The sequence below is a fragment of the Actinoplanes sp. NPDC020271 genome (assembly GCF_044388125.1).
GTDB lineage: Bacteria > Actinomycetota > Actinomycetes > Mycobacteriales > Micromonosporaceae > Actinoplanes.
Genome location: NZ_JBIRWQ010000004.1, coordinates 32,423 through 52,507, shown reverse-complemented (window position 1 = coordinate 52,507; position 20,085 = coordinate 32,423). Strand labels below are relative to the sequence as shown.

At 68.7% G+C, this 20,085-nt stretch carries 21 protein-coding genes; 17 read left to right on the top strand and 4 right to left on the bottom strand.

The genetic code is table 11. The annotated features are described in order from the left end of the window. The first annotated feature begins 10 nt into the window (after window positions 1–10). Window positions 11–241 carry a GntR family transcriptional regulator gene (locus ACH442_RS10415; protein WP_396337670.1) on the top strand — a complete coding sequence of 77 codons (231 nt, stop codon included), beginning with the start codon at window positions 11–13 and terminating at the stop codon, window positions 239–241. A 161-nt stretch (window positions 242–402) separates the two neighbouring features. Here the strand turns inward: ACH442_RS10415 and ACH442_RS10410 are convergent, their stop codons facing one another. Together ACH442_RS10410 and ACH442_RS10405 are read right to left on the bottom strand one after the other, a co-directional pair. Next, window positions 403–870 (bottom strand): prepilin peptidase, encoded by a 468-nt coding sequence (locus ACH442_RS10410; protein ID WP_396337669.1) that lies wholly within the window; start codon window positions 868–870, stop codon window positions 403–405. 251 nt (window positions 871–1,121) lie between these two features. Beyond that, the gene (locus tag ACH442_RS10405; protein ID WP_396337668.1) at window positions 1,122–2,273 is read right to left on the bottom strand and encodes an SAM-dependent methyltransferase; all 1,152 of its coding nucleotides are present in this window, start codon (window positions 2,271–2,273) and stop codon (window positions 1,122–1,124) included. A gap of 590 nt (window positions 2,274–2,863) precedes the next feature. Here ACH442_RS10405 and ACH442_RS10400 point away from each other — a divergent pair. The 15 genes from ACH442_RS10400 to ACH442_RS10330 all read left to right on the top strand — a co-directional run bounded on the left by ACH442_RS10400 (window position 2,864) and on the right by ACH442_RS10330 (window position 15,607). Next, a complete protein-coding gene (locus ACH442_RS10400) occupies window positions 2,864–3,418 on the top strand; it encodes a hypothetical protein (RefSeq protein WP_396337667.1) in 555 nt (184 codons plus the stop codon). Further along, a complete protein-coding gene (locus tag ACH442_RS10395; RefSeq protein ID WP_396337666.1) occupies window positions 3,412–4,314 on the top strand; it encodes a PKD domain-containing protein in 903 nt (300 codons plus the stop codon). The genes ACH442_RS10400 and ACH442_RS10395 overlap by 7 nt, the downstream gene beginning before the upstream one ends. Before the next feature lie 156 nt (window positions 4,315–4,470). Then, on the top strand, window positions 4,471–5,073 hold the full coding sequence (locus ACH442_RS10390; RefSeq protein WP_396338118.1) for an SAF domain-containing protein: 603 nt from the start codon (window positions 4,471–4,473) through the stop codon (window positions 5,071–5,073). A 2-nt stretch (window positions 5,074–5,075) separates the two neighbouring features. Further along, window positions 5,076–5,888 carry a hypothetical protein gene (locus ACH442_RS10385; RefSeq protein WP_396337665.1) on the top strand — a complete coding sequence of 271 codons (813 nt, stop codon included), beginning with the start codon at window positions 5,076–5,078 and terminating at the stop codon, window positions 5,886–5,888. Continuing rightward, window positions 5,885–7,291, top strand: a complete 1,407-nt coding sequence (locus ACH442_RS10380; RefSeq protein ID WP_396337663.1) for a CpaF family protein — start codon at window positions 5,885–5,887, stop codon at window positions 7,289–7,291. Before ACH442_RS10385 ends, ACH442_RS10380 begins: the two co-directional genes overlap by 4 nt. Then, window positions 7,279–8,181 carry a type II secretion system F family protein gene (locus tag ACH442_RS10375; RefSeq protein ID WP_396337662.1) on the top strand — a complete coding sequence of 301 codons (903 nt, stop codon included), beginning with the start codon at window positions 7,279–7,281 and terminating at the stop codon, window positions 8,179–8,181. The genes ACH442_RS10380 and ACH442_RS10375 overlap by 13 nt, the downstream gene beginning before the upstream one ends. Continuing rightward, entirely contained in the window at window positions 8,178–9,071 is an 894-nt protein-coding gene (locus ACH442_RS10370; protein ID WP_396337661.1) for a type II secretion system F family protein, read from the top strand. The genes ACH442_RS10375 and ACH442_RS10370 overlap by 4 nt, the downstream gene beginning before the upstream one ends. A gap of 47 nt (window positions 9,072–9,118) precedes the next feature. Next, window positions 9,119–9,310: a hypothetical protein gene (locus ACH442_RS10365; RefSeq protein WP_396337660.1), complete on the top strand. Its 192-nt coding sequence runs from the start codon at window positions 9,119–9,121 to the stop codon at window positions 9,308–9,310. Window positions 9,311–9,320: 10 nt separating this feature from the next. Continuing rightward, window positions 9,321–9,803 (top strand): TadE family protein, encoded by a 483-nt coding sequence (locus ACH442_RS10360; RefSeq protein ID WP_396337658.1) that lies wholly within the window; start codon window positions 9,321–9,323, stop codon window positions 9,801–9,803. Window positions 9,804–9,841: 38 nt separating this feature from the next. Beyond that, window positions 9,842–10,246: a TadE/TadG family type IV pilus assembly protein gene (locus tag ACH442_RS10355; RefSeq protein WP_396337657.1), complete on the top strand. Its 405-nt coding sequence runs from the start codon at window positions 9,842–9,844 to the stop codon at window positions 10,244–10,246. 17 nt (window positions 10,247–10,263) lie between these two features. Next, entirely contained in the window at window positions 10,264–10,701 is a 438-nt protein-coding gene (locus tag ACH442_RS10350) for a pilus assembly protein TadG-related protein (RefSeq protein WP_396337656.1), read from the top strand. 23 nt (window positions 10,702–10,724) lie between these two features. Next, on the top strand, window positions 10,725–13,592 hold the full coding sequence (locus tag ACH442_RS10345; RefSeq protein WP_396337655.1) for a BTAD domain-containing putative transcriptional regulator: 2,868 nt from the start codon (window positions 10,725–10,727) through the stop codon (window positions 13,590–13,592). Further along, complete coding sequence (locus ACH442_RS10340) at window positions 13,589–14,890, top strand: hypothetical protein (RefSeq protein ID WP_396337654.1); 1,302 nt, start codon at window positions 13,589–13,591, stop codon at window positions 14,888–14,890. Before ACH442_RS10345 ends, ACH442_RS10340 begins: the two co-directional genes overlap by 4 nt. Next, window positions 14,887–15,354 carry a DUF6907 domain-containing protein gene (locus ACH442_RS10335; protein WP_396337653.1) on the top strand — a complete coding sequence of 156 codons (468 nt, stop codon included), beginning with the start codon at window positions 14,887–14,889 and terminating at the stop codon, window positions 15,352–15,354. The genes ACH442_RS10340 and ACH442_RS10335 overlap by 4 nt, the downstream gene beginning before the upstream one ends. Window positions 15,355–15,436: 82 nt before the next feature. Further along, window positions 15,437–15,607, top strand: a complete 171-nt coding sequence (locus ACH442_RS10330) for a hypothetical protein (RefSeq protein ID WP_396337652.1) — start codon at window positions 15,437–15,439, stop codon at window positions 15,605–15,607. Between the two features lie 225 nt (window positions 15,608–15,832). Here the strand turns inward: ACH442_RS10330 and ACH442_RS10325 are convergent, their stop codons facing one another. Together ACH442_RS10325 and ACH442_RS10320 are read right to left on the bottom strand one after the other, a co-directional pair. Continuing rightward, window positions 15,833–16,996 carry an IS110 family transposase gene (locus ACH442_RS10325; RefSeq protein ID WP_396337651.1) on the bottom strand — a complete coding sequence of 388 codons (1,164 nt, stop codon included), beginning with the start codon at window positions 16,994–16,996 and terminating at the stop codon, window positions 15,833–15,835. Between the two features lie 294 nt (window positions 16,997–17,290). Continuing rightward, entirely contained in the window at window positions 17,291–18,853 is a 1,563-nt protein-coding gene (locus tag ACH442_RS10320; protein ID WP_396338117.1) for an FAD-dependent monooxygenase, read from the bottom strand. 54 nt (window positions 18,854–18,907) lie between these two features. Here ACH442_RS10320 and ACH442_RS10315 point away from each other — a divergent pair, with 54 nt between their 5' ends. Further along, window positions 18,908–19,876, top strand: a complete 969-nt coding sequence (locus ACH442_RS10315; protein WP_396338136.1) for a hypothetical protein — start codon at window positions 18,908–18,910, stop codon at window positions 19,874–19,876. Window positions 19,877–20,085: the final 209 nt, after the last annotated feature.

The window sequence follows — 20,085 nt, the reverse complement described above, 5'->3', positions numbered from 1 at the left end:
CACTTATGGAGTGGAGGAGGAATTCCGGCTACCGCCGACATACAAAGAGGTCGCTGAGTTGATCCGCGCGGAGATCGACAAGGGGACGTGGCCCTATGGCACGCAGCTCCCCTCGGCTTCGGAGCTGTCGGACATGTACGGGACCTCTATCACCACGATCCACCGAGCCATGAAGATCTTGATAACTGCCGGAGATGTAGTTGGACGCCAGGGCCGAGGTCGGTTCGTCACTCGGCGCTGACCGGCGGAATTTACTTCCGTCGCACCAGCTCATGGACCAGCGCGGTAGGCCGGCGTCGCGCTGAAGGCAGTATCCCCCGACCCACCTGAATTACCCTCCGGCCACGTACCTGCAGAACGCCTTCTCGGCTGCTCGCGCGGATGACGATCTCCGGCTTCGGTCTATCGGACGTTCAGGCCGATCGCCAGAAGCCATCCGATGAGCAAGGCCGGTCCGAAAGGTACGGCGATCTGACGGTTCCCGGCGCGCCAGATCGCGAAGATGCCGACAAAGGCCTGGACGATCAAAGCGGTGGCGAGGCCCCGTGCGGCGGTTGGCAGGCCCAGCCATCCGAGGGACATCGCTACCGCTCCCGCAAGGCTTACGTCTCCCAAGCCGAGTTGTCCGGGGAATCCGATTGCCATGACGAGTGCCAGCATGGTCACAACTACTCCGGCGATCACGGCCTCGATGAAACGGCGGGATTCACCGCTGGCCAGGGACTCCGCCGCGAAGCCGGCGACGGAGGCAAACCAGAGCACGCTCGTCAGTACGTGGGGCAGCCGGCGCTGTCGTAGATCGATGATCAGGAGTACTACGGCAACTACCGCGAAGAGCCAATACGCCGGGAGGGCGAGTGACGGCGGCACAGCGGCACACACGAACCCGGCGCTGCCTGCCGTCAGAGCCGTTACCAGTGCAACCGCAGGGAGAGCCGCAGGTTCTCCTAGCCACCACCGCCGGGACAGTCGTATTGGCCCTTCGGGGCCGGCAGTGTAGGCGAGCGCGGCGGCAGGGACGCCTGCTGCCCCGGCGGCCAGTCCGGCAGCAAGCACGGTCGGGCCTTCCACGGCGCGCCCTCGCTACTCGCCCCGGCGCAGGAGCCGGGCACGTCGGATCATCAGTCGATCACCCGCCCGATGGCGCCGTGGATGGCGACGTCTTCGATGGCCGGCCGCGGTTGAGATGCTTGTTCGGCCCACCACTGCGAAACGGACTGGATGCCGGGCTCGACCAGGTCGAGGCCGTTCAGCAGGGCGGCTAATTCGTCACGCGAGCGGGCTCGGAAGCGACCGTCGCGGTTGGGCGCTTCGAGCTTGGGCAGCATCTCGACCGGAACGTAGTCGAAGGTGGAATGTGAGACCACGACCCAGCTGCCCGGGGGTAGGGCGTCGATGAGTTCGGCGACGATGCCCTTTGGGTCTTCGTCCTCGCGGATGAAGTGCAAGACGGCGACGAGCAGAAGCCCGACGGGCCTGGACAGGTCCAGCGTGCTGCGAAGTTGAGGGTCGTTTAGGATGCCGGCGGGATTCCGCAGGTCGGCGTGAATGTAGGCGGTCTTGCCTTCGGGCACGCTGGTGAGCAACGCACGGGCGTGGGACAGCACGATCGGGTCGTTGTCGACGTAGACAATGCGAGCGTCCGGGCGGATCGCCTGGGCGACTTCGTGAGTGTTCGGCGACGTCGGGATACCGGTGCCGACGTCCAGGAACTGGTCGATGCCCTGTAGGGCCAGGAACCTGACGGCGCGCTGGAGGAAGCCACGGTTCTCCATCGCGGCGAGCCTGACGGTGGGCATCACGGCCTCGATCTCGTGTGCCGACTCTCGGTCCGCAGAGAAGTTGTCCTTGCCGCCGAGCAGGTAGTCGTAACGCCGCGCGGGGTGCGGCACCGTGGGATCTATCGCAGCGGCGCGTGCCTGCAACTCGTCCATCGACATCCCGAACCGCCGTTCCTCGGCTTGAATCTTGTCGAGCTTGGTCAAGCCCTCGAACTCATCGACCAGACGCAGAACGGTCCGGCCCAGATCGGTAAGAGCCCATGCTCGCCTTCGGGTATTCGGCTGCGGCTGTTGCTCGATCAGCCCCTTGGAGCCCAACGCGCGCAACTCTGTGCTGATGGTGCCATCGCCCGGCGAAAGGCCTTTCAGCTTGGTCAATCCTTCGCGAATGTCGGCATATCGTGCGGGGCCGGCGGCGAGGACTCGCAAGATCGGCACGTGCCAGACGCGGGTAAGGGCTTCCTTGATCAAATCTTGAAGATCGAAGGTCACGAACAGTCCCACTCCCGTACGAGGCTCGTCGCCCACAGACTTACGCCCGTTGCGCGCGGCATCTCTCCATCACTTGGCGATCATTGTATATCGCACCCAGTCAATATATTTTCCCGCCGCGGAGCGAACTCCCGGCCCACATGGGTGCCGATCGCGCCCTCTTGCTGGGCCTTCGTTGCCACCGCCGTGTGAGATACGCCACTCGTAAGTGTATGGGTCTCGACTAGTTCCGACGACGAAGCCGAGGTCGAGACAGTGACTCGTGATCGCACCAACGCCAAGAGCGCCAGCCTTTCCAATCGACCACGTGCCCTGACGTGCAGTCATTAATCGCCAACAGTCAATAAGAGGGAGAGTTTCAGTGTCGCCAATACATCGCTTGGACTGCGCATTCGAGAATGCGCATCTAGGTATGCGTTTTCTAAACGATGTAGCGCCGGTACCGAAGGATGCGGTAGACCGGACTCTGCGCATCGGCCTGAAGATCGACGAGACACGTTGAGAACACGAGCCAGCAGGACGCTGCCCGCTTTTCGGCGACTGGTCGTAGCCAGGCAGAGGACTCGTTGACGGCTACGACAAGGAGAGGCATGGCGATGATCAAACGATTGGCCACTCTCATCCCGATCATGGCACTCACGCTGCTTACGAACGCGTGCAGCTCCGGGAGACCCGCTGCTGATCTCGGCAGTCCGCTGTCGCCGACAACCCCAGCGTCCTCGGCTTTAGGGCCGGCGACTGCCCCCGAACGTGATGCAGTGGCTGCTTATCGCGGATTCTGGGATGTCTTCGTCAGCGCAGCGGTAACGTCCGACGCCGAGATGCCCGAATTGCGCAAGTACGCCTCTGGCCAGGCACTTAGGTTGGTCGCCAACTCGCTTTACATGGATCGCAAGCGGAAGCAGGTCACAAAGGGGCAGGTGAGACTCGACCCCAAGGTGTCCGCCCTGGATCCAACCGGCGCTCCGACCGAGGTCACCATTTCCGACTGCGTCAGCGACGAGGAGTGGCTGAAGTACAAAGCGAGCGGCGGCCTGGTTAATGACGTACCCGGTGGTAGGCACGCGACCACCGCCACGGTGAAGCGTACGTCCGACGGTTGGAAGGTCGACTCGCTCGTGTTGCAGGAGGTCGGAACGTGCTGACGAACGTTCGTACCGTCATCATCGCGCTGTTTTTTGGTGCTGCCGCAGCGCTGTGTATCCCGACGGTAGCGCTTGCTGACGGCGGCACGGGAGGCATTACCTGCCCGGCTGGAAGCACACGGCCCGAGTGCAACGTCCACGCGGAGACTCCACACAAACCTGGCAACGACACGGGTGGAACGGGTGGCGGCAATACCGGTGATGGCAAATGCCGCAACCCGAAGGGTGAGGTGATCCCGTGCGAGCGGGACGGCGGCTGGGCCGGATCCGACGGCTGCTATTACAAGCCCGTCGACTTGTCGCCCGACATGATCGCGAACCTCGGTGGCCAGCCTGAGGGCGAGGGCGGCTGGTACGAGCAGGTTTGTTACGGACCGGATGGTGAGGCGAGCACCGGCTTCGGCGGTGCTGTGTGGATTGCAGGGGCGCCGCCAGTGGTGTCACCCGAGGTTCTGGCTCGTCAGGCGCGGTCGAAGCTGCGGTTGCCCGAGGTAAAGATCGAGTTGAACCCACCGGGCGATCAACTTCGTTACCTGCCGGTCTGGATGGCGCTGGATCGCAGTTCCTGGACCACGGAGTCGGCGACGGCCTCCGTTCCTGGAGTCAGTGTGACCGCCACCGCCCGGCCGGTGAAGGTGACCTGGTCCATGGGCGACGGCTCGGGCGTGACCTGCGCCGGACCGGGCACCCCGTGGAATCCCGGCATCGATCCAGAGAAGCCCTCACCCGACTGCGGCCACACCTATCAGACGCCCGGCGTCTTCACGGTCACCGCAACGGTGGAGTGGGAGGTGACCTGGGCCGGTGCAGGTCAGACCGGCACCGTGCCGGGGCTCACCACGACCGGCCAGGTTCAGGCTCGCGTGCAGGAGTCGAAGACCCTCATCAACCGCTAACCATCGAGCTCGTTCAGTCGTAGCAGCGCCGCATCGGGGAGGACGTTGGTCATGGCGCTAGGTTCCGTGCGCCCAAAAACAGGTTCGGACGATCGTCCGACTGCCGCGCCGCGTGCTGGACGCGGCCCGTGGCGGGCGGCCCGGCGTCGCCGCAGGCTGCCGTTCGTCGCGTTGGGTTCGTTGCTGGTCATCGTGTGCGTGCTGGCGTACGCCTGGGGCGCGGTCCGGCTCGGTGACCGGATTCAGGTGCTCGCCGTGGCTCGGCCGGTCGCGGCGGGTCAGAGCATCACCGCCGCGGACCTCACCCAGGTATCGGCCGCCGAGGACCCCGGAGTGCTGCTCGTCCCGGTTGCCCAGGCTGACGAGGTGATCGGTCGTACAGCGGTGGTGCCTCTGGTGGCCGGCACGCTGCTGACTCCATCACTGATCGGAGACGCGGCGTTTCCCCCAACCGGGAAGGTCGCCGCGTCGCTTGCGCTCAAACCCGGCCAGTATCCGCAGGGCCTTGCCAACGGGGCGAAGGTGGCGGTGTTCGTCTCGGCAACCGGCACCGGGGCAGAGGGTCAGGCGGCTCCGGCGGCCAAGGCCACGGCGGCGCCGACCCGGTTGCAGGCCGTGGTGCTCGGCGTGGACCTCGCGGGCGACGGTCAGGGTTCCACGGTGATCACGCTGCTGCTGGATGCCTCGGACGGGCCGCAGTTGGCCGCTGCTCCGGAGGGCGCGGTGGTGCTGATGCAGACCGCGCCGGGAGGTAACTAAGGATGCCGTTGCTGGCTGTGACCTATTTGAAGGGCCGTCCCGGCGTGACCACGACCGCGCTCGGGCTGGCGGCGTCGGCCCCGGCTGATGCCGGAGCCACGGTGGTGGAGTGCGATCCGGCCGGCGGGGATTTGATGCGCCGCCTCGAGCTGGCCGCGACGCCGAGTCTGGTGGATGTGGCTGCCGTCGCGCGCGGTGCCACCGATGCGGATACCGCCTTCGTCGCCGGGGTGCAGCCGGTGGCCGTGGGCGATGCCGTGGTGCCGGTGGTGGCGGCTCCGGCCGGTGGCGCGCAGACGCGGGCCGCTTTGCCGGAGTTGGCCGGGACCGGCCGGGCGGTGCTGACGGCCCCGGATCGGCTCGTGGTGGCCGACTGCGGGCGGCTATCTGCCGGGTCGGCGGCGTGGCCGGTGCTGCGGCTGGCCGATGTGGTGCTGGTGATGGCGCGTGCCCGCGCGGACGAGTTGGCGCATCTGCGGGAGGCCCTGGCCGAGCTGGTGGATGTCGGGCCGGGGCGGCTGGTGGTGCTGCTCGCCGCCGGAGGCGTCTACCCGGCCGCCGAGGTCGCGCACGTGTTGCAAACCCACGTGTCGGAGGAGCTCGCGCGTGACCCCGGCGCGGTGGAGGTGCTGGGCCCGTTGCCGGAGGACCGGAAGGCGGCGGCGGTGCTGGGCGGGGAGTTGCTGCCGGGGAAGCGGTGGCGGCGGCTTCCGCTGATGCGTGCGTTCGCCAGCGTGCTCGACGGCCTCGCCGCCGACCTGACGGTCGCGCCGCCTGCCAGTGCCGACCCGGCTCGTGAGGAGGCCATCGGATGACGTCACCGTTGGCATTGAGCGGACACCGTCCCGCCGGAGTGCTGCAACCGGCTGGCGAGGTCAGTGAGATCACCGTGGTCCGGCGCATCCGCCGGGATGTGGCCGAGCGGCTGACTCGTGTTACCCGCGCGCACGAGGCCGAGACCGGTACGCCGATGTCCGCCGTGGAGCAGCAGGAAACCACGAAGAGCCTGATAACCGAGGCGTTGGATGCGTTCGCCACGGAGGAGATGCGCGCCGGTCGGCCACCGCTGCGGCCCGACGTGGAGTCGCGGGTGTCTCGCACGGTGGCGGACATGCTGCTCGGGGCCGGTGGCCTGCAACCGCTGCTCGCCGACGAAAGTATTGAGGGCATTTCCGCGAACGGCTGCGATCGGGTCTTCGTCCGTTACGCCGACGGTAGCCGCAAGCGGGTCGGTCCGATCGCCGACTCGGACGCGGAGATGGTGGCGCTGATCCGGCGGCTCGCCGCCGACGCCGGCCGCGTTGAAGCCGACGGCGAAGGCGCAGAGGAACGGCGCTGGGACCGGGCCTCACCGGAGTTGAACCTGCAACTACCGGACGGTTCGCGTCTGCACGCGATCATGTCGGTGACCCGGCGCCCGGCGCTCTCAATCCGCCGGCATCGCTATGTCAAGGTCACGCTGACCGAGCTGGAGCAGCTGGCCACTCTTAATCCGGTGCTGCGCAGTCTTTTGACGGCCGCGGTGCGGGCCAGGCTCAACGTTCTTGTTGCCGGGCAGACCGGCGCGGGCAAGACGACCATGCTGCGGGCTTTGGCGTCGGTGATGTCGCCGGACGAGCGGCTCGTGACGATCGAGGATACCTACGAGCTGGCCCTGGACGCGGACGAGGATTTGCATCCGGATGTGGTGCCGATGCAGGCGCGTGAGGCCAACGTCGAGGGCGCGGGTGCGTTCACCATGTCGCAGCTGTTCCGGTCGGGCCTGCGGATGTCGCCGGACCGGGTCATCGTCGGCGAGGTCCGGGGCAACGAGGTCATCCCGATGCTCAACGCCATGTCGCAGGGCAATGACGGCTCGCTGGGCACCATTCACGCCTCTTCGTCGGCCGGCGTGTTCAAGAAGCTGGTGCTCTACGCGGCGCAGGCCGGGTTGGATCCGGCCACCACGAATCTGCTGGTCGCGGAGTCGGTGCACCTGATCGTGCATCTCGCGCTGACCGACACCGGCCGCCGGGTCGTGACCTCGATCCGGGAGGTGGTCGACAGCGACGGCACCGGGGTTTCCTCTAACGAGATTTTCCGGCCTGGCCTGGACGGGTGGGCGGTGCCCGGTGCTCCGCCCTCGACCGCGCTGCTGCAAGCCCTCGCAGCGGCCGGGTTCGATCCCGGTCTGTTGGATCAGGCCCGGTCCGCGCCGAGCGGTGGGTGGTCGTCATGACCATGACGGTGCCCCTAGCGGCGCTGCTGGGGCTAGGAACGGCGTTCGGGGTGGTGCTGATAGCAATCGGGCTGTCGGGCCGTCAGGATGAGGGCGCGGAACTCGATGCGCCTTCATGGTGGTCGAGGCTCACCTCAAACCGTGAACCGGTCGACCGGCGGCGGCTCGGGCTGTGCGTGGCCGTGGCGCTGGTCGTGGCGGTGCTGACCCGCTGGCCGGTCGCGGCCGGGCTGGCGGCCGTGGGGGCATGGGTGCTTCCGGCGGTCATCGGCCCGGACCGCGACCACGCCCGCCGGGTGGCCCGGATCGAGGCCATCGCCACCTGGACGGAGTCACTGCGCGACAACCTGTCCGGGGCGGCCGGGCTGGAACAAGCCATCGCCGCCAGCGCGATCGAGGCTCCGGAGCCGATCCGTGACGAGGTGGCCCGCCTGGCGACCCGGTTGCGGCGAAGCTGGCGGCTGACCGATGCGCTGCGCGCGTTCGCCGCCGAGCTGGCCGACCCGACTGCTGACCTGGTCGTCGCGGGGCTGTTGACGGCGGCGCGCGGCAGCGCCGGGCAGCTCGGCGAGGTGCTGGGCGAGCTGGCGGATTCCGCGCGGGCGAAGGTCGCTTCCCGGCAGCGGATCACGGCCGGGCGCAAACGCAACCGGACCTCCGCGCGGGTGATCGTCGGGGCGACTCTGGCAATGGCCGGCGTGCTGACCCTGCTTAACCGAGGCTATCTGGCGCCGTTCGACTCGACGTTCGGACAGCTCATCCTGCTGGCCGCCGGAGCGTGTTTCGCGTTCGCGTTCTGGTGGCTCGCCCGGCTCATGCGCGACCGCGACACCGCACGAGTCCTCGCGGGCGTCGCCGCGCCCTCCGAGCCGGAGATGGTGCGGCCATGACCGGGGTGGTGTTGCTGGCCGGTCTCGGCACCGGCCTCGGGATCTGGCTGATCGTCATCGGCTGGTTCCCCCGGCCACCGCGCCTGGACAAGGCCCTCGACGCCCCACAGGCGATGTCGCTGGCCGCCGAGACCAGGGACGCGCCGTCCGGTTGGACCGGGCGGTGGGGCCGCCCGGCGGTGCGGTGGCTGCGGGCGACCGGGCTCCCGGTGGCCAGTACCCGACGGGACCTCGCGGCGCTGGACAAGCCGGTCGACGTGCACCTGGCCGAGCAAGCAACCGCCGCCGTGGTGGGGTTGCTGCTGCCTCCGGCCGCCGCGACGCTGCTCGGCTTCGCGGGCATAGCCACCGGCGCGACGATGCCGGTCTTCGCGTCGCTGATTCTCGGCGCGGCCGGGTTCCTAGCCCCGGAGCTGTCCGTGCGCACGGACGCGGCCAAGTACCGGGCGGCTTTTCGCGACTCGCTGTCCTCGTTCCTGGATCTGGTGGTCATCAGCCTCGCGTCCGGGGCCGGGGTGGACCAGGCGCTCGACGACGCCGCGAAGGTCGGCTCCGGGTCGGCGTACACCGAGCTGCGCTACGCCCTGGCCGAGGCGCGGCTGGCTCGGGTGCCGCCGTGGGAGGTGCTCGGCGCGCTGGGGCGGCGGGTCACCGTCGCGGAATTGCAGCAGCTCGCCGCGACCGTCGGGCTCGCGGGCACCGAGGGTGCCCGTGTCCGGGCGTCGCTGCGCTCCCGCGCGGTGGCGTTGCGGGACCGGCAGCTCACCGATGCCGAAGGTGAGGCGAACGCCGCGACCGAGCGCATGGCGCTGCCCATCGTGTTCCTCTTCGCCGGGTTCCTGATCTTCCTCGGCTATCCGGCAATGGCCGCCGTGATGAGCGGCCTCTAGAACGTCTGGCGACGAATCCGATCGTCGTCCCTTGCAAGGAGGGAAAAATGACGGCTCTACTGACCTACATCGCCGCGGAGATGCGGCACCGCTGGCGGATGGTGCGCGCCACCAAGGACGGCGGCTACACCACGGAGGCCGTGGTGGCGACGGCCGTGCTGGTCACCCTGGCGATCCTGGCCATCGGGATCATCTACACCAAGGTGTCCGGCAAGGCCAACACCATCGACCTCGGCTGAGGCCGTGCTGATGACCGCCGTACGGATCCGTCGTGCCGAGCGTCCACCGGACGGGGCGCTCGGCCCGGCGGGATGGCTGCGTACCCGGTGGCGGCGAGTCGCCGCCCGGCCCGACGAGGGCGCGGCGACGGCCGAGCTGACCGTCGGGATGCCGCTGCTGCTGTTCATGATCATGATGGTTTTTCAAGCCGGAGTGTGGATGCACGCCACCCACGTCGCGCAGGCCGCCGCGAGCCGGGCCGCGAACACCGCCGCTGTCTACGAGTCGAGTGCCGGTGCCGGCCGGGGCGCAGGCAGTGACACCCTCACCGCGATCGGCAGCGGTGTGCTGAAGAACCCGTCGGTGTCGGTGACCCGCACCGCCACCGAGGTCCGGGTTGAGATCCGGGGCCGGGCCGCGACGGTGGTCCCTGGCATGAGCTGGAGTGTGCGGGCCGTTGTGGTGCGCCCGGTCGAACGGTGGGTCACCGATGCGGGGGCCGGTGCGCCATGATGCGACTTTGCCGTGCCGTTGCCGCTCGTTTCCGGCAGGTGGCTGCTATACCCGACGCGGGGTCGAGTACCGCGCAGTTGACGCTGGTGACGCCTCTGCTGGTCGCGATCCTGTTGTTCGTGGTGATGTGCGGTCGGCTCGTCTCCGCGCAGATCGACGTGCAGGCTGCCGCCAGTAGTGGTGCCCGGTCCGCGTCGCTGCTCGGTCACGGTGGCGGCGTCGCCGAGGCCGAACGCAACGCTCGTGCGACGCTCACCGCCCATGGTGCGACCTGCCGCCAGGCCAGGGTCTCGGTGTCCGGCGATCAGCGGCCCGGCGGCTCCGTGACCGTCCGGGTCTCGTGCCGAGTCAAGCTGTCGGACCTGGTCATGCTCGGCATCCCCGGCAGCCGGACGGTAGAGGCGAGCGCGACCTCGCCGGTGGACAGGTGGGCGGGATCATGATCAACAGACTGCATGCGATGGCGGCATGGATTCGCCGCCGTACCGGCGGCCGGGACGCCGGACACGTCACGGCCTTCGCGATGCTGTTCAGCGTCGCATTATTCGCCGTCGCCGGGCTCGTCCTGGACTTCGGTCTCGCGCTGTCGGTCAAGGTGTCCGCTCTCGACACGGCGCAGGCCGCCGCCCGCGCCGGAGCACAAGAACTCGACCTTCTCCTGTACCGCACGCAGGGCCGAGCCCAGCTCGACCCCGGTCGAGCCGCGTCGGCGGCTCGGTCCTGGCTCGCCCGTGCCGGCGCCGACGGCGAGGCGTCCGCCACGACCACCACCGTGACCGTGACCGTGCGCCGTACGAGCCGGACCCAGCTTCTGCAACTGGTCGGGGTGCGAAGCCTGCGGGTCTCGGCTTCCGCGACCGCGGTCGCGGTGCAGGGCATCAACGGCCCCAACGCTTAGAGCCTTTTCGAGGAGCACCGGGTATGGTCCGCGCCTTCGCCGCCCTGGGACGCCTGCTGCGCGTCCTGGCCGCCACCGCCGTGCTACTCGGCTTCGTCGCCGGAGTGCCGTGGCTGCTGATCGCCTCGGCCGGATGGCCCCTGGACTGGCTCGGCTGGGCGCAGCTCGGCACACCGCCCGGGATGTCCGAGCTGATGACGACGATCACGAGCCCCTGGTCAGATCAGATGATCGTGGCCCTGCTCGCCTCGATCGGCTGGGTCCTGTGGGCGCAGTTCGTCCGCGACACCGTCATCGAGGTGATCGAGGCGTCAGCCGCCGCGACGGCCACCCGCCACGGCAGGCTCCGGACGCCGGTCTCCGGGCGCGGCCCGATCCGCTGGGTCGCGGCCGTACTCGTCGGCGCGATCATCGGCGGCCTGCTGTTCGACGTCGCTCGCACCGCCACGGTCGGCGGAGCCAGCGCCTCCGCAGCCGCCGCCGATGCCGCCGCACACCGGCCCGCCGTCGCCGTCGCCCCGGCACACCCGGCCCCTATCACCGCGACGGTTTCGCGGCCCCGTCCCGCGATCACCGTTGCCGCTGCCACCGCCCGGCCGGTGGCCACGCACACCGCAACCGGCATTCCCGGATGGGCGCGTGACGCACCGGGCGGCGTGCACCACGTCGTCGAGGGCGACAACCTGTGGGACCTGGCCGAGCACAAGCTCGGCGACGCCCACCGATGGCGCGAGATCTACAAGCTCAACCGGGGACACACGCAGGCCAACGGGTACGCCCTGCGAGACCCCGACGAGATCCACGTGGGCTGGGTGCTGGCACTACCCGCCCGCGACCACGCGCCAGCCCACACGAAGCCCGCCACACCACCAGCCGAGCCCGCCACCACACCCGGCTCGACGGCCACCGAGCAGCCTTCCACCGACGCGCTAAAGCACACTGCCTCACCGGGTCCGAGCACCCCAGCACCGAGCGAACCCGCGAGCACCGCGCCGGCCGCGCCCACCTCTGCGACGACTTCGACGACCACGGCTCCGGCACAGACCAGCAGTCCCGCGACCGCCGCACCGCAAGCCAGTGCCTCCTCGGCGGCTGACGACGGTGACCAGGACCGCGAGGAGATCGGGATCGTCCTCCCGGCGCAGGGGTGGGTCAGCCTCGGCCTGGCCGCGCTGCTGGCCGCCGTCGCCTCCCTCGTCCGGCTGCAACGCCGCCGCCGCGCCCGGCTCGCCGTGCCCACCCCGGCCCGGATCGAGCCGCAACCGGCACCACTTCCTGAGTCTCTGGCCGCGGTTGAAGGCGTAGCTGATCGGCTGCCGCGCTCGGAGGATGCCCAGCGGCAGCCGATCGCGCCCTCTGTCGCCGCACCCATCGGTGTGGATGCCGCCGGGGCAGAGGTCAGCCTGTTCGAGGTGCCCGGCCGCGGCCTCGCCCTGCACGGCGAAGGCACTGATTCGGCAGCTCGTGCCCTGCTGAGCGCCGTGCTCGCCACCGGCGCCACCCCCAGCACCGAGGGCCGCCCCGTCGTCATCACCACGGCGCAGACTCTCGCGCGCCTGCTGCCCGAAGGTGCCCCGCTGCTCGGGCTGGACCCCGAGGGAACCAGTTACGACGGAGAACGGCTCGTCGTACTCGCCGACGCCGCGGCGGCCGTCACCCACGCCGAAGAGGAAATGATCCTGCGCCGCCGTCTGCTCGACGCCTTCGACGCCGACAGCGTCACCGACCTCAACGCCCGCACCGACCACGCCGAAGCCCAACCGGCATACGTGCTGCTCCTTGAGACGAGCACCCGGCACGCGGCCCGCCTGCTGGCCGTCGGCGCGCACCGCACGACCCTGCACCTGCACCAGGTCGTCCTCGGCGACCTGGAGGGCATGACCGCCGTCGAGGTCGCCGCCGACGGCACCACCGGCGACGAGCCGCCCTTCGGGCTACGCCGGCTGTCCACCCTCGCCGCCGCCGACCTCGCCGCCGTACTCGCCGCGCTGGCCGACATCACACCCCGGCCTGAGATTGGGCACGACCTCGACGACCCGGCCGGCACCAACGAGGACACCACCACGACACCGGCGGAGACAGCAGCCGCCCCGATCGAGCCCGTACCGGCCCAACCCGTCGAGATCACCGCACCGATCCGGCTGCAGGTGCTCGGCCCAGTCCGGATCACCACCGACTCCGGCCCGGTCACGACCGGAATGCGCAGCGGCTCCTACACCGTCCTCGCTTCCCTCGCCGTGCACCCGGCCGGGCGCAGCCTCGACCAGCTCGCCGCCGACCTACACCCGGACACCGACCCGGCGACTGCCGCCAAGCGCATCCGCACCGACATCAACACCACTCGCCGCGTGCTGCGCACCGCCACCGGCAGCGCCGAGGAAATGTTCGTGGTCTACGACCCGGCGACCGGCCGCTACCAGCTCGACGTACAGCTGTTCGCCGTCGACCTGTGGCAAACGCTGACCGCCATCGAGCGCGCCAACACCGCGCCCGACGACACCGCCGCCCTGGCCGCGCTGCGCGAGGCCGCCGACCTGTACGGCGGGGACTTCGCCGAAGGACAAGACCGCGCCTGGATCACCGACTACGCGGGCAGCTACCGGCACCAGATCCTCGCCGTGTACGCGCGCATCGCCGAGATCATCGAGATGGATCAGCCGGAGCAGGCCATCGCCGTCCTGCAGAAAGCTATCGGCCTCGACCCGATCAACGAGGAGCTATACCAGCGGATCATGCGCATCCACGGCCGCGCGCAGCGCCCGGACGCCGTCCGGCAGACGCTGCGCCGTCTGGAGGAACGCCTGGCCGACCTCGATGCCGAACCCTCGGACGCCACCCGCCGCGTCGCGGAACGGCAGTTACGGCCCGTCACCAGCGGAGACCACCGATGACCGAAACCTTGAGCAACGGCACGGCCCACGTCCGCGCCACCATCGAGCGTCACCTCTCCCCGCTACTCCCCCCACCGGCCGGCGGCGCACACGAGCCAAATCGAGACCGGCGAGGCTCGTGGTCGCCGGCGCGATGGGCGTACTCGTTCTACGCAGTCGCGGCCACCGGCGCAGTGATCGGCCAAAGCTGGGTGGCCCTCGACCACATGCCATGGCCCGCCTCCATGCCGGTCTGGACCCGCGTGCTGCTCGTACTGCCCTTCGCCATCTGCCTGGAACTGCTGGCCATGGTGCTCGCCGCGATGGCCGACGAACGGATGCGCCTGGGCGAGCACGCCTACGGCTTCCGCGCCTTCTCCGCCCTCGTCGCCATCGTCGCGGTCGGCATCCAGGTCGCCGGACACTGGCCCGACCTCTACTGGTCCAGCGTCTTCGGGCTGCTGTCCAGCTCCGCCTACCTGCTATGGCTCTTGCACGCCGCCGCCCGCCGCCGCGACGCCCTACGCGCCTCAGGCAAACTGCGCGACACCGCCCCCGACTACGGACTCTGGCGGCGCATCCGCCACCCCATCTGGACCGCCCGGGCCGCCGAGCTGGCCCGCGAAGGCCACACCGACGACACCGGCCAGTGGCGGCCCCTGAAGCTGTACGAGTCGCTGCGCGCCGCCGAGCTGATGCTCGGCGACGAGAAACGCCGTCCCGCCATCGCGCACGCCGTGAAGAAGGTCGTCCAAACCGATCAGCGTGACCCATACATGGCCGACGTCGCGGTGAGCACCCTCGACCTGGATCGACTCGCCGAGGAACTGGTCGCCCGCGTCGACTATCAGTCCTGGGCTGACCGGCTCGCGCCCGCGATCACCCCACCTCCAGCACCGTCCACTGATACCAGCAAGCCCGATACCTCCGCGCCCGCCGCGGCGCCGCCGCTCGAGCAACCCGAATCGCCCGAGGGCAAGGACGACGCCCTCAACGAGGCCGATAACCCGGATTCCCACCGGGAACCCGAGACCGGCAACCCAGACCCGCCCGACGACGAAGAGGAAGAGGGGGCGGACGAGGACGAGCCGGACGGCAATGCCGAGCTATCCGATGATCTAGTGCCGTTGCTGCCCGCGGCGCGTGCTGCCCGCGATCAACTGGTCGCCGCAGAACGCTCGGTTAGCCGCGACGCCCTTGCCCAGCAAATGCGCGGCAACGGTCACGCCATCCGCAACAACCGCGTCTCCGAGCTGCTCAACGCTCTGCGCCGCGAGGCGGAAACGAGTCGCGATGACCGTCCCAAGGTGCCGGCATGACGACGTCTCCGAACCCCGAGCAGAACTGCGAGGACCGAGGCGGACTCGTCGGCGGCGGAAGATCTCTGCCCCATCCGGGGCACTGTCCAGCTTGGTGCTGCGACTGCACTCACCACGAATTCGATCCACCCGGCGCGATCACCCATAAGGGGTCGGCGATCATCGCCACGCTATACGACGAGTACCGCCGCCTGGCCGAGCTTCACATTCGAGCTGTGTACTGGGACAAACCGCAAGCCTTGATCGGCACCGATCCCGCCGACTTGGAGATGCCTTTCGTCGAGGTCCGCGGACCGGGCTCGGACGATGCGCACTTCGACCTCAGCCCGATGCAGGCACGCGCTTTCGCCGCCGCGCTTCTACAGGCCGCCGACACCACCGATCCGCAGCTCACCGTCACTCCGGTGGCGCTCGATGGTGGCTCACGGACGCCCGGCACGGCTTTGCCGACGCCACCGGCTTGATCCCTCGACACATGCCCGGATGGATAGGGGCGGTGCTGCCCACCCCCGGGTATCGCCACTCATGATCACCAGGAGGGATGCCATGACTACGCCCACGCCCGGAACCAAGAAGATCAGGGTTGATGAGGAGGTCTTCGACGTGCTCTCCCGCACAGCGAGCGCGCGGGGCACGGACATCAACGGAGCATTGCGTTACCTGCTGACGCCTCCGGCCATGCCGGCCGAACCGGCTGAGGACCGCGACGAGGAGTAACAACTCATTTAAAGGGGGCGCCGCCGAACCTCCGTCCCGCGGCGCCCCCTGCCACTTGTCGGCGTACGGCTGCAAGTGCAGAACCCCGTACGCCACCGAGTACACAGCGGGCATCGACATCTGCGAGTAGGGCCGCAGCCTGGCGCCCGAAGCGATGCAGCAACGTTAACTACATTGAGTAATGGTAGTCGAACCGGCGCCGTCCGGATCTGGCACCCCTCTGTGTCAAGAGGCGGCCAGAAGTGGTGTTCTAGGCTGGGTTTTGGCGGGTCCGGGAAGTGACTTGTCCGAAGTGTCGATCATGGGGATCGGATCGGCCGCGCTGGATTGCAGAGTCGCCCCCGCGTGTCCTTCCGTGCCTGTCTCGACGTGGCGGGTGTCGTTGACCATCTGCCGGTAGACGACGTCGGACAGTCGTCGTTTGAGCGCGCGCATGGCTTCCATCGGGGTTTTGCCGGCGGCGAGTTTGCGCCGGTAGTAGGCGCGGCCTTCGGTGTCGTTGCGCAGTTGGACGACGGCCATGATGTGCAGGGTGCGGTTGATGCGCCGGTTCCCGGCGCGTGACAGCCGGTGCCGAGTCTGGTCGCCGGACGAGGCGTCCAGGGGTGCGGTGCCGTTCCAGGACGCGAAGTGTCCGCGGCTGGCGAAGCGGCTGATGTCGGCAACGTCGCCGATCAGCCGGGCCGCCCCGGACGGGCCGATGCCGTGCAGATCCTGCAGGCTGCTGCCGATCGCTTCGACGAGCTCGCGCAGTTCCTTGTCGGCAGCTTTAGCCTTCTTGTCGACCTGCATGAGTTCGCCGATCAGCTCGGAGGCGAGCCGGCGCCGGGTCCGGCCGACCAGGTCACGCGGGCGGATCGTGGTGAGCAGTTCGCGGGCCTGGGCGGCGGACAGGTACTTCTTGGCGCCGCCGGGCAGCAGTTCGAGCAGTAGCTTGTGGATCCGGTTGAGCAGGTCGGTGTGGGCGCGGCCCAGTTCGTCGCGGCGGTCGACCAGCAGCCGCAGCGCCACCGTCGCGTCGTCGGCGACGACCTGCCGCAAGCCCTTGCTGCGCAAGGCGGCGACGGCGATGTGGTGGGCGTCGGCCGGGTCGGTCTTGCGGCCTTGGCCGGTGTCGAACACTCGGGCGCGGGCGGATAGTTTCGCCGGCACGTCCAGGACGGTTTCGCCGTCGGCGATCAAACGCTGGGCGAGGTGTTTGCCGATGCCGTTGCAGCCCTCGACCGCCCAGACCCGGTCTTTGTGCTGCCGGCCGAGGTTGAGCATCGTCTGGTAGCCGTCGCGGTCGGTGCCGAACCGGCCCTGCGCGAGAATCTTCTCGCGGTCGTTGATGATCTCGATGGTCGCGGACCGTTTATGGGGATCCATGCCGATGATGACCTGTCCCATGCCTGCTCTCCTCGATCGAACCCGGGGTTGAATCCGGCGAGGAGGGCAGCGCTACTTTGAGCTGGGCAGTCCCCTCTTGAGCCTCTCCGCGCCACGGTGACCGGCAGGACGCATGCCAGATCTGAGCCACACCGACAAGCGGCGGACAGCCGATGAGAGAGCCACCCCGCCGGTCACCTCGACCAAGCCTGGCCGGGCTGCGGTCGTACCACCAGTAGATAAGTAGCCGAGAAGAGTGCATATGGGAGGTGATGGCGGCGGTGGCTTCTTCCTGGAGCTTTTCCTCAGTTTTAATCAGCTCTCGGTCCGGCCGAGGAGTCGTGCGAGCGCACTCTCGAATTGTTCGCGGGCGTCGGATTTCGCTGCTGGACAGCGCCAGCCGATGAATCCGTCCGGACGGACGAGCGCCGCGCCGGTCGGTTCGATGCCGAAGGTTCGATGGAATTGGCCCGTCACGTCCCGCCAAGGGGTGTCAGCGCCGATCCGATGTACGGTCACCGGTGTGCCAGGACTGGGTAACGTCTCCCAAACGTGACCGTCGGCTCCGGCCAGCAGCGTGAATCCTGCGCCGAGTAGGTCATGCGTCGATCCGCTGGCCCCGTGGTGCACAAGACTGACGTGCGGGACCCGCGTGCCGGGTCGCCCGGTCGGTTGGAACGGATTCTCGGCGAGACTGCGATCGGCACCGGACTCGGTGTCCAGGCCCGGATAGCGATACCCGAGTTGTACGGTGGCCGCTCGGCCGGGCTGCGGGCCGCCCCACTGCAACGCGTGCGCCACCGTCCAGTCGGCGATCGGCCGCCGCTCGGCGTCATAGGTGTCGAGCAACGCCGGAGCACCGGTGCCGGCGACCACCGCGGCCAGCTTCCAAGCGAGGTTGTGCGCATCTTGGATGCCGGTGTTTCCACCGAGTCCACCGGTCGGCGGCATTGCGTGCGCGGCGTCCCCGGCCAGGAACACTCGGCCGGCGGAAAAGCGGTCGGCAACCAGCGCGGCGGTCTCCCACGCCTGCGCGCTGCGGACCTGCACCGAAAGATCGGGCAGGCCGGTGCAGGCGCGGGCGACATCGCGAGCCCGCTCACCCACCCGGACCGGGTCGTCGTCACCCTCCGCGAAGGGAAAGCCGACTTGCCACAGCCGTGCCCGTGGCATGCCACGCGCCCAGATCATGCCGCCACCGCCTTGGCAGATCGCCGCCATGACGCGCCGCCCGCGCAGCGCCGGTGCGAGATCAGCGTCGAAGACCGCACTGACCGCCCGGCTGAGCGAACCCTGGCCGTGTCGCCCGATGCCGAGCTTCTCGCGGACGCCGCTGCGGATTCCGTCGGCGGCGAGCAGGTAGTCACAACGCACCGTCCACCGGCGCGGCGCCGTACCGACGTCGCGTTCCCCCGTGGTCAGCGTGACCATGAGGCCGTCGTCGTCCGTCGCGAAGTCCACCAAGCGGGTACCGAAGTGCACCTCAGCACCGAATTGGCGGGCGCGGTCAAGCAACAGGGGCTCCAAAAGTTGCTGATCACACAGCCACATCCCGGTCGGGCTAACGTCCCGCGTCTCGTCACGCCCGTCGCCCATCAGCCCGTAATGATCATCCATGAGGGTGTCCACGAGTACGAAACCCATCGGCCCAGGTTCACCGATGGCCCGGATATCTTCCTCGAGTCCGACGGATCGGAACAACTCCATGGACCGGGCGCTCACCAGGCGGCCACGGGGATGCACGGATGTGCCGGTGTGCTGCTCGACGACCATGCAGTCGACCCCGTACCGGGCAAGGAAGAGTGCGGCAGACAAACCGGTGAGGCTGCCGCCGACCACGAGAACGGTGCAGTCGCCAACGGCGTCGTCGATTCTCATATGGACGAATGTAGCCAAGGACCTCCGTTGCGCTGACGATCTAGGCTCGATGCCATGACGACGCCCTTGACCTTCGGGCTCTTCCCGCTCGGCGTCGCAGGCACGCCGTCCGGTGTCGCTGCGGGGCCGCCGGACGACTTCGATGCGATCGGACGAGCGATCCGTGAATTGCAAGGCGAAGGCCCAGCCCTGGTGGCCAGGATGTACGTTCCATGGAACGGTGCCTTTTCCACAGCGGCCGCGCACGCGCAGATCGCCGCGCTGACCGCCGGAAAGATTCCATGGGATCTGGTGCTGTGCTATCGCGATCCGGCCGGTGACATAGCCGCCTGGGGCCGGTTCGTGGCCGGAGTCGTCGAGCGGTACGGACGACAACTGTCGGCCGTGCAGGTCACCAACGAGCCGAATCTGACGTGGGCCGGAGGCGCGGCTGACGGTGCGTTTCCCGGCGCCCGAGACGCGCTGGTACACGGCGTACTGGCCGCCGCCGCGACCAAACGGGCGACCGATGGTTCGGCGGCGATCGGAATCGCGGTCGTACCCGACATCGACCCGGCCACCGACGGCTTCTGGACCGGGGTGGCCGAGTTGGGCGGCCCCTCGTTCGCCGCGGCGCTGGACTACGCCGGGATCAACATCTACCCCGACGTGTTCGGGCCCCGGGTGAGCCTCGAGGCGCTGCCGAGCACCGTGGACAGGCTGTTGCGCGACTTCCGCGAGAAAGCTCTGACCACGGCGGGTATTCCGGTCTCGGTGCCGATCCGGATCTGCGAGAACGGCTGGCCGACAGGACCCGGACGACCCGACGACCTGCAGGCAAAGGTCCTGGAAACCATCATCCGGACAGTCCACCGGATGAGAGCCGAGCTGAACGTCACCCATTGGCAGTTATTCACGCTCCGCGACGCGGACAGCTCGAACGATGACCTCTTCCACCAATTCGGTGTCCTGCACAGTGACTACACACCGAAACCGGCATTCCACACCCTGCGCCGACTCATCGCAGAACTCGGCCGACCCTGAGGAAACCAATCCCGACCACCCACCGTTGAAGTGGCGTCCTCTTCTAATAGGTTTCGTCAGCCTGCGGGTGCAGGATGGCTCCAGTAGCGGCCGGCGGGTCAGCACTCCACTCTTCGGATCCTTTGAGGTCTTGCGGCAGACCGTGCGCCCGCTGGTCGTGAGGAGATGAGACAGCTGATGAGATGACGTGCCCCGCGGTCGTGGTGAGC

Excerpts from the sequence above, each read along its gene's own strand:
- ACH442_RS10340 (WP_396337654.1), top strand. The coding sequence starts at position 13,589 with ATGACCGAAACCTTGAGCAACGGCACGGCCCACGTCCGCGCCACCATC.
- ACH442_RS10325 (WP_396337651.1), bottom strand. The coding sequence starts at position 16,996 with ATGGGACAGGTCATCATCGGCATGGATCCCCATAAACGGTCCGCGACC.
- ACH442_RS10330 (WP_396337652.1), top strand. The coding sequence starts at position 15,437 with ATGACTACGCCCACGCCCGGAACCAAGAAGATCAGGGTTGATGAGGAG.
- ACH442_RS10365 (WP_396337660.1), top strand. The coding sequence starts at position 9,119 with ATGACGGCTCTACTGACCTACATCGCCGCGGAGATGCGGCACCGCTGG.
- ACH442_RS10345 (WP_396337655.1), top strand. The coding sequence starts at position 10,725 with ATGGTCCGCGCCTTCGCCGCCCTGGGACGCCTGCTGCGCGTCCTGGCC.
- ACH442_RS10370 (WP_396337661.1), top strand. The coding sequence starts at position 8,178 with ATGACCGGGGTGGTGTTGCTGGCCGGTCTCGGCACCGGCCTCGGGATC.
- ACH442_RS10385 (WP_396337665.1), top strand. The coding sequence starts at position 5,076 with ATGCCGTTGCTGGCTGTGACCTATTTGAAGGGCCGTCCCGGCGTGACC.
- ACH442_RS10335 (WP_396337653.1), top strand. The coding sequence starts at position 14,887 with ATGACGACGTCTCCGAACCCCGAGCAGAACTGCGAGGACCGAGGCGGA.
- ACH442_RS10380 (WP_396337663.1), top strand. The coding sequence starts at position 5,885 with ATGACGTCACCGTTGGCATTGAGCGGACACCGTCCCGCCGGAGTGCTG.
- ACH442_RS10350 (WP_396337656.1), top strand. The coding sequence starts at position 10,264 with ATGGCGGCATGGATTCGCCGCCGTACCGGCGGCCGGGACGCCGGACAC.
- ACH442_RS10320 (WP_396338117.1), bottom strand. The coding sequence starts at position 18,853 with ATGAGAATCGACGACGCCGTTGGCGACTGCACCGTTCTCGTGGTCGGC.
- ACH442_RS10315 (WP_396338136.1), top strand. The coding sequence starts at position 18,908 with ATGACGACGCCCTTGACCTTCGGGCTCTTCCCGCTCGGCGTCGCAGGC.
- ACH442_RS10400 (WP_396337667.1), top strand. The coding sequence starts at position 2,864 with ATGGCGATGATCAAACGATTGGCCACTCTCATCCCGATCATGGCACTC.
- ACH442_RS10360 (WP_396337658.1), top strand. The coding sequence starts at position 9,321 with ATGACCGCCGTACGGATCCGTCGTGCCGAGCGTCCACCGGACGGGGCG.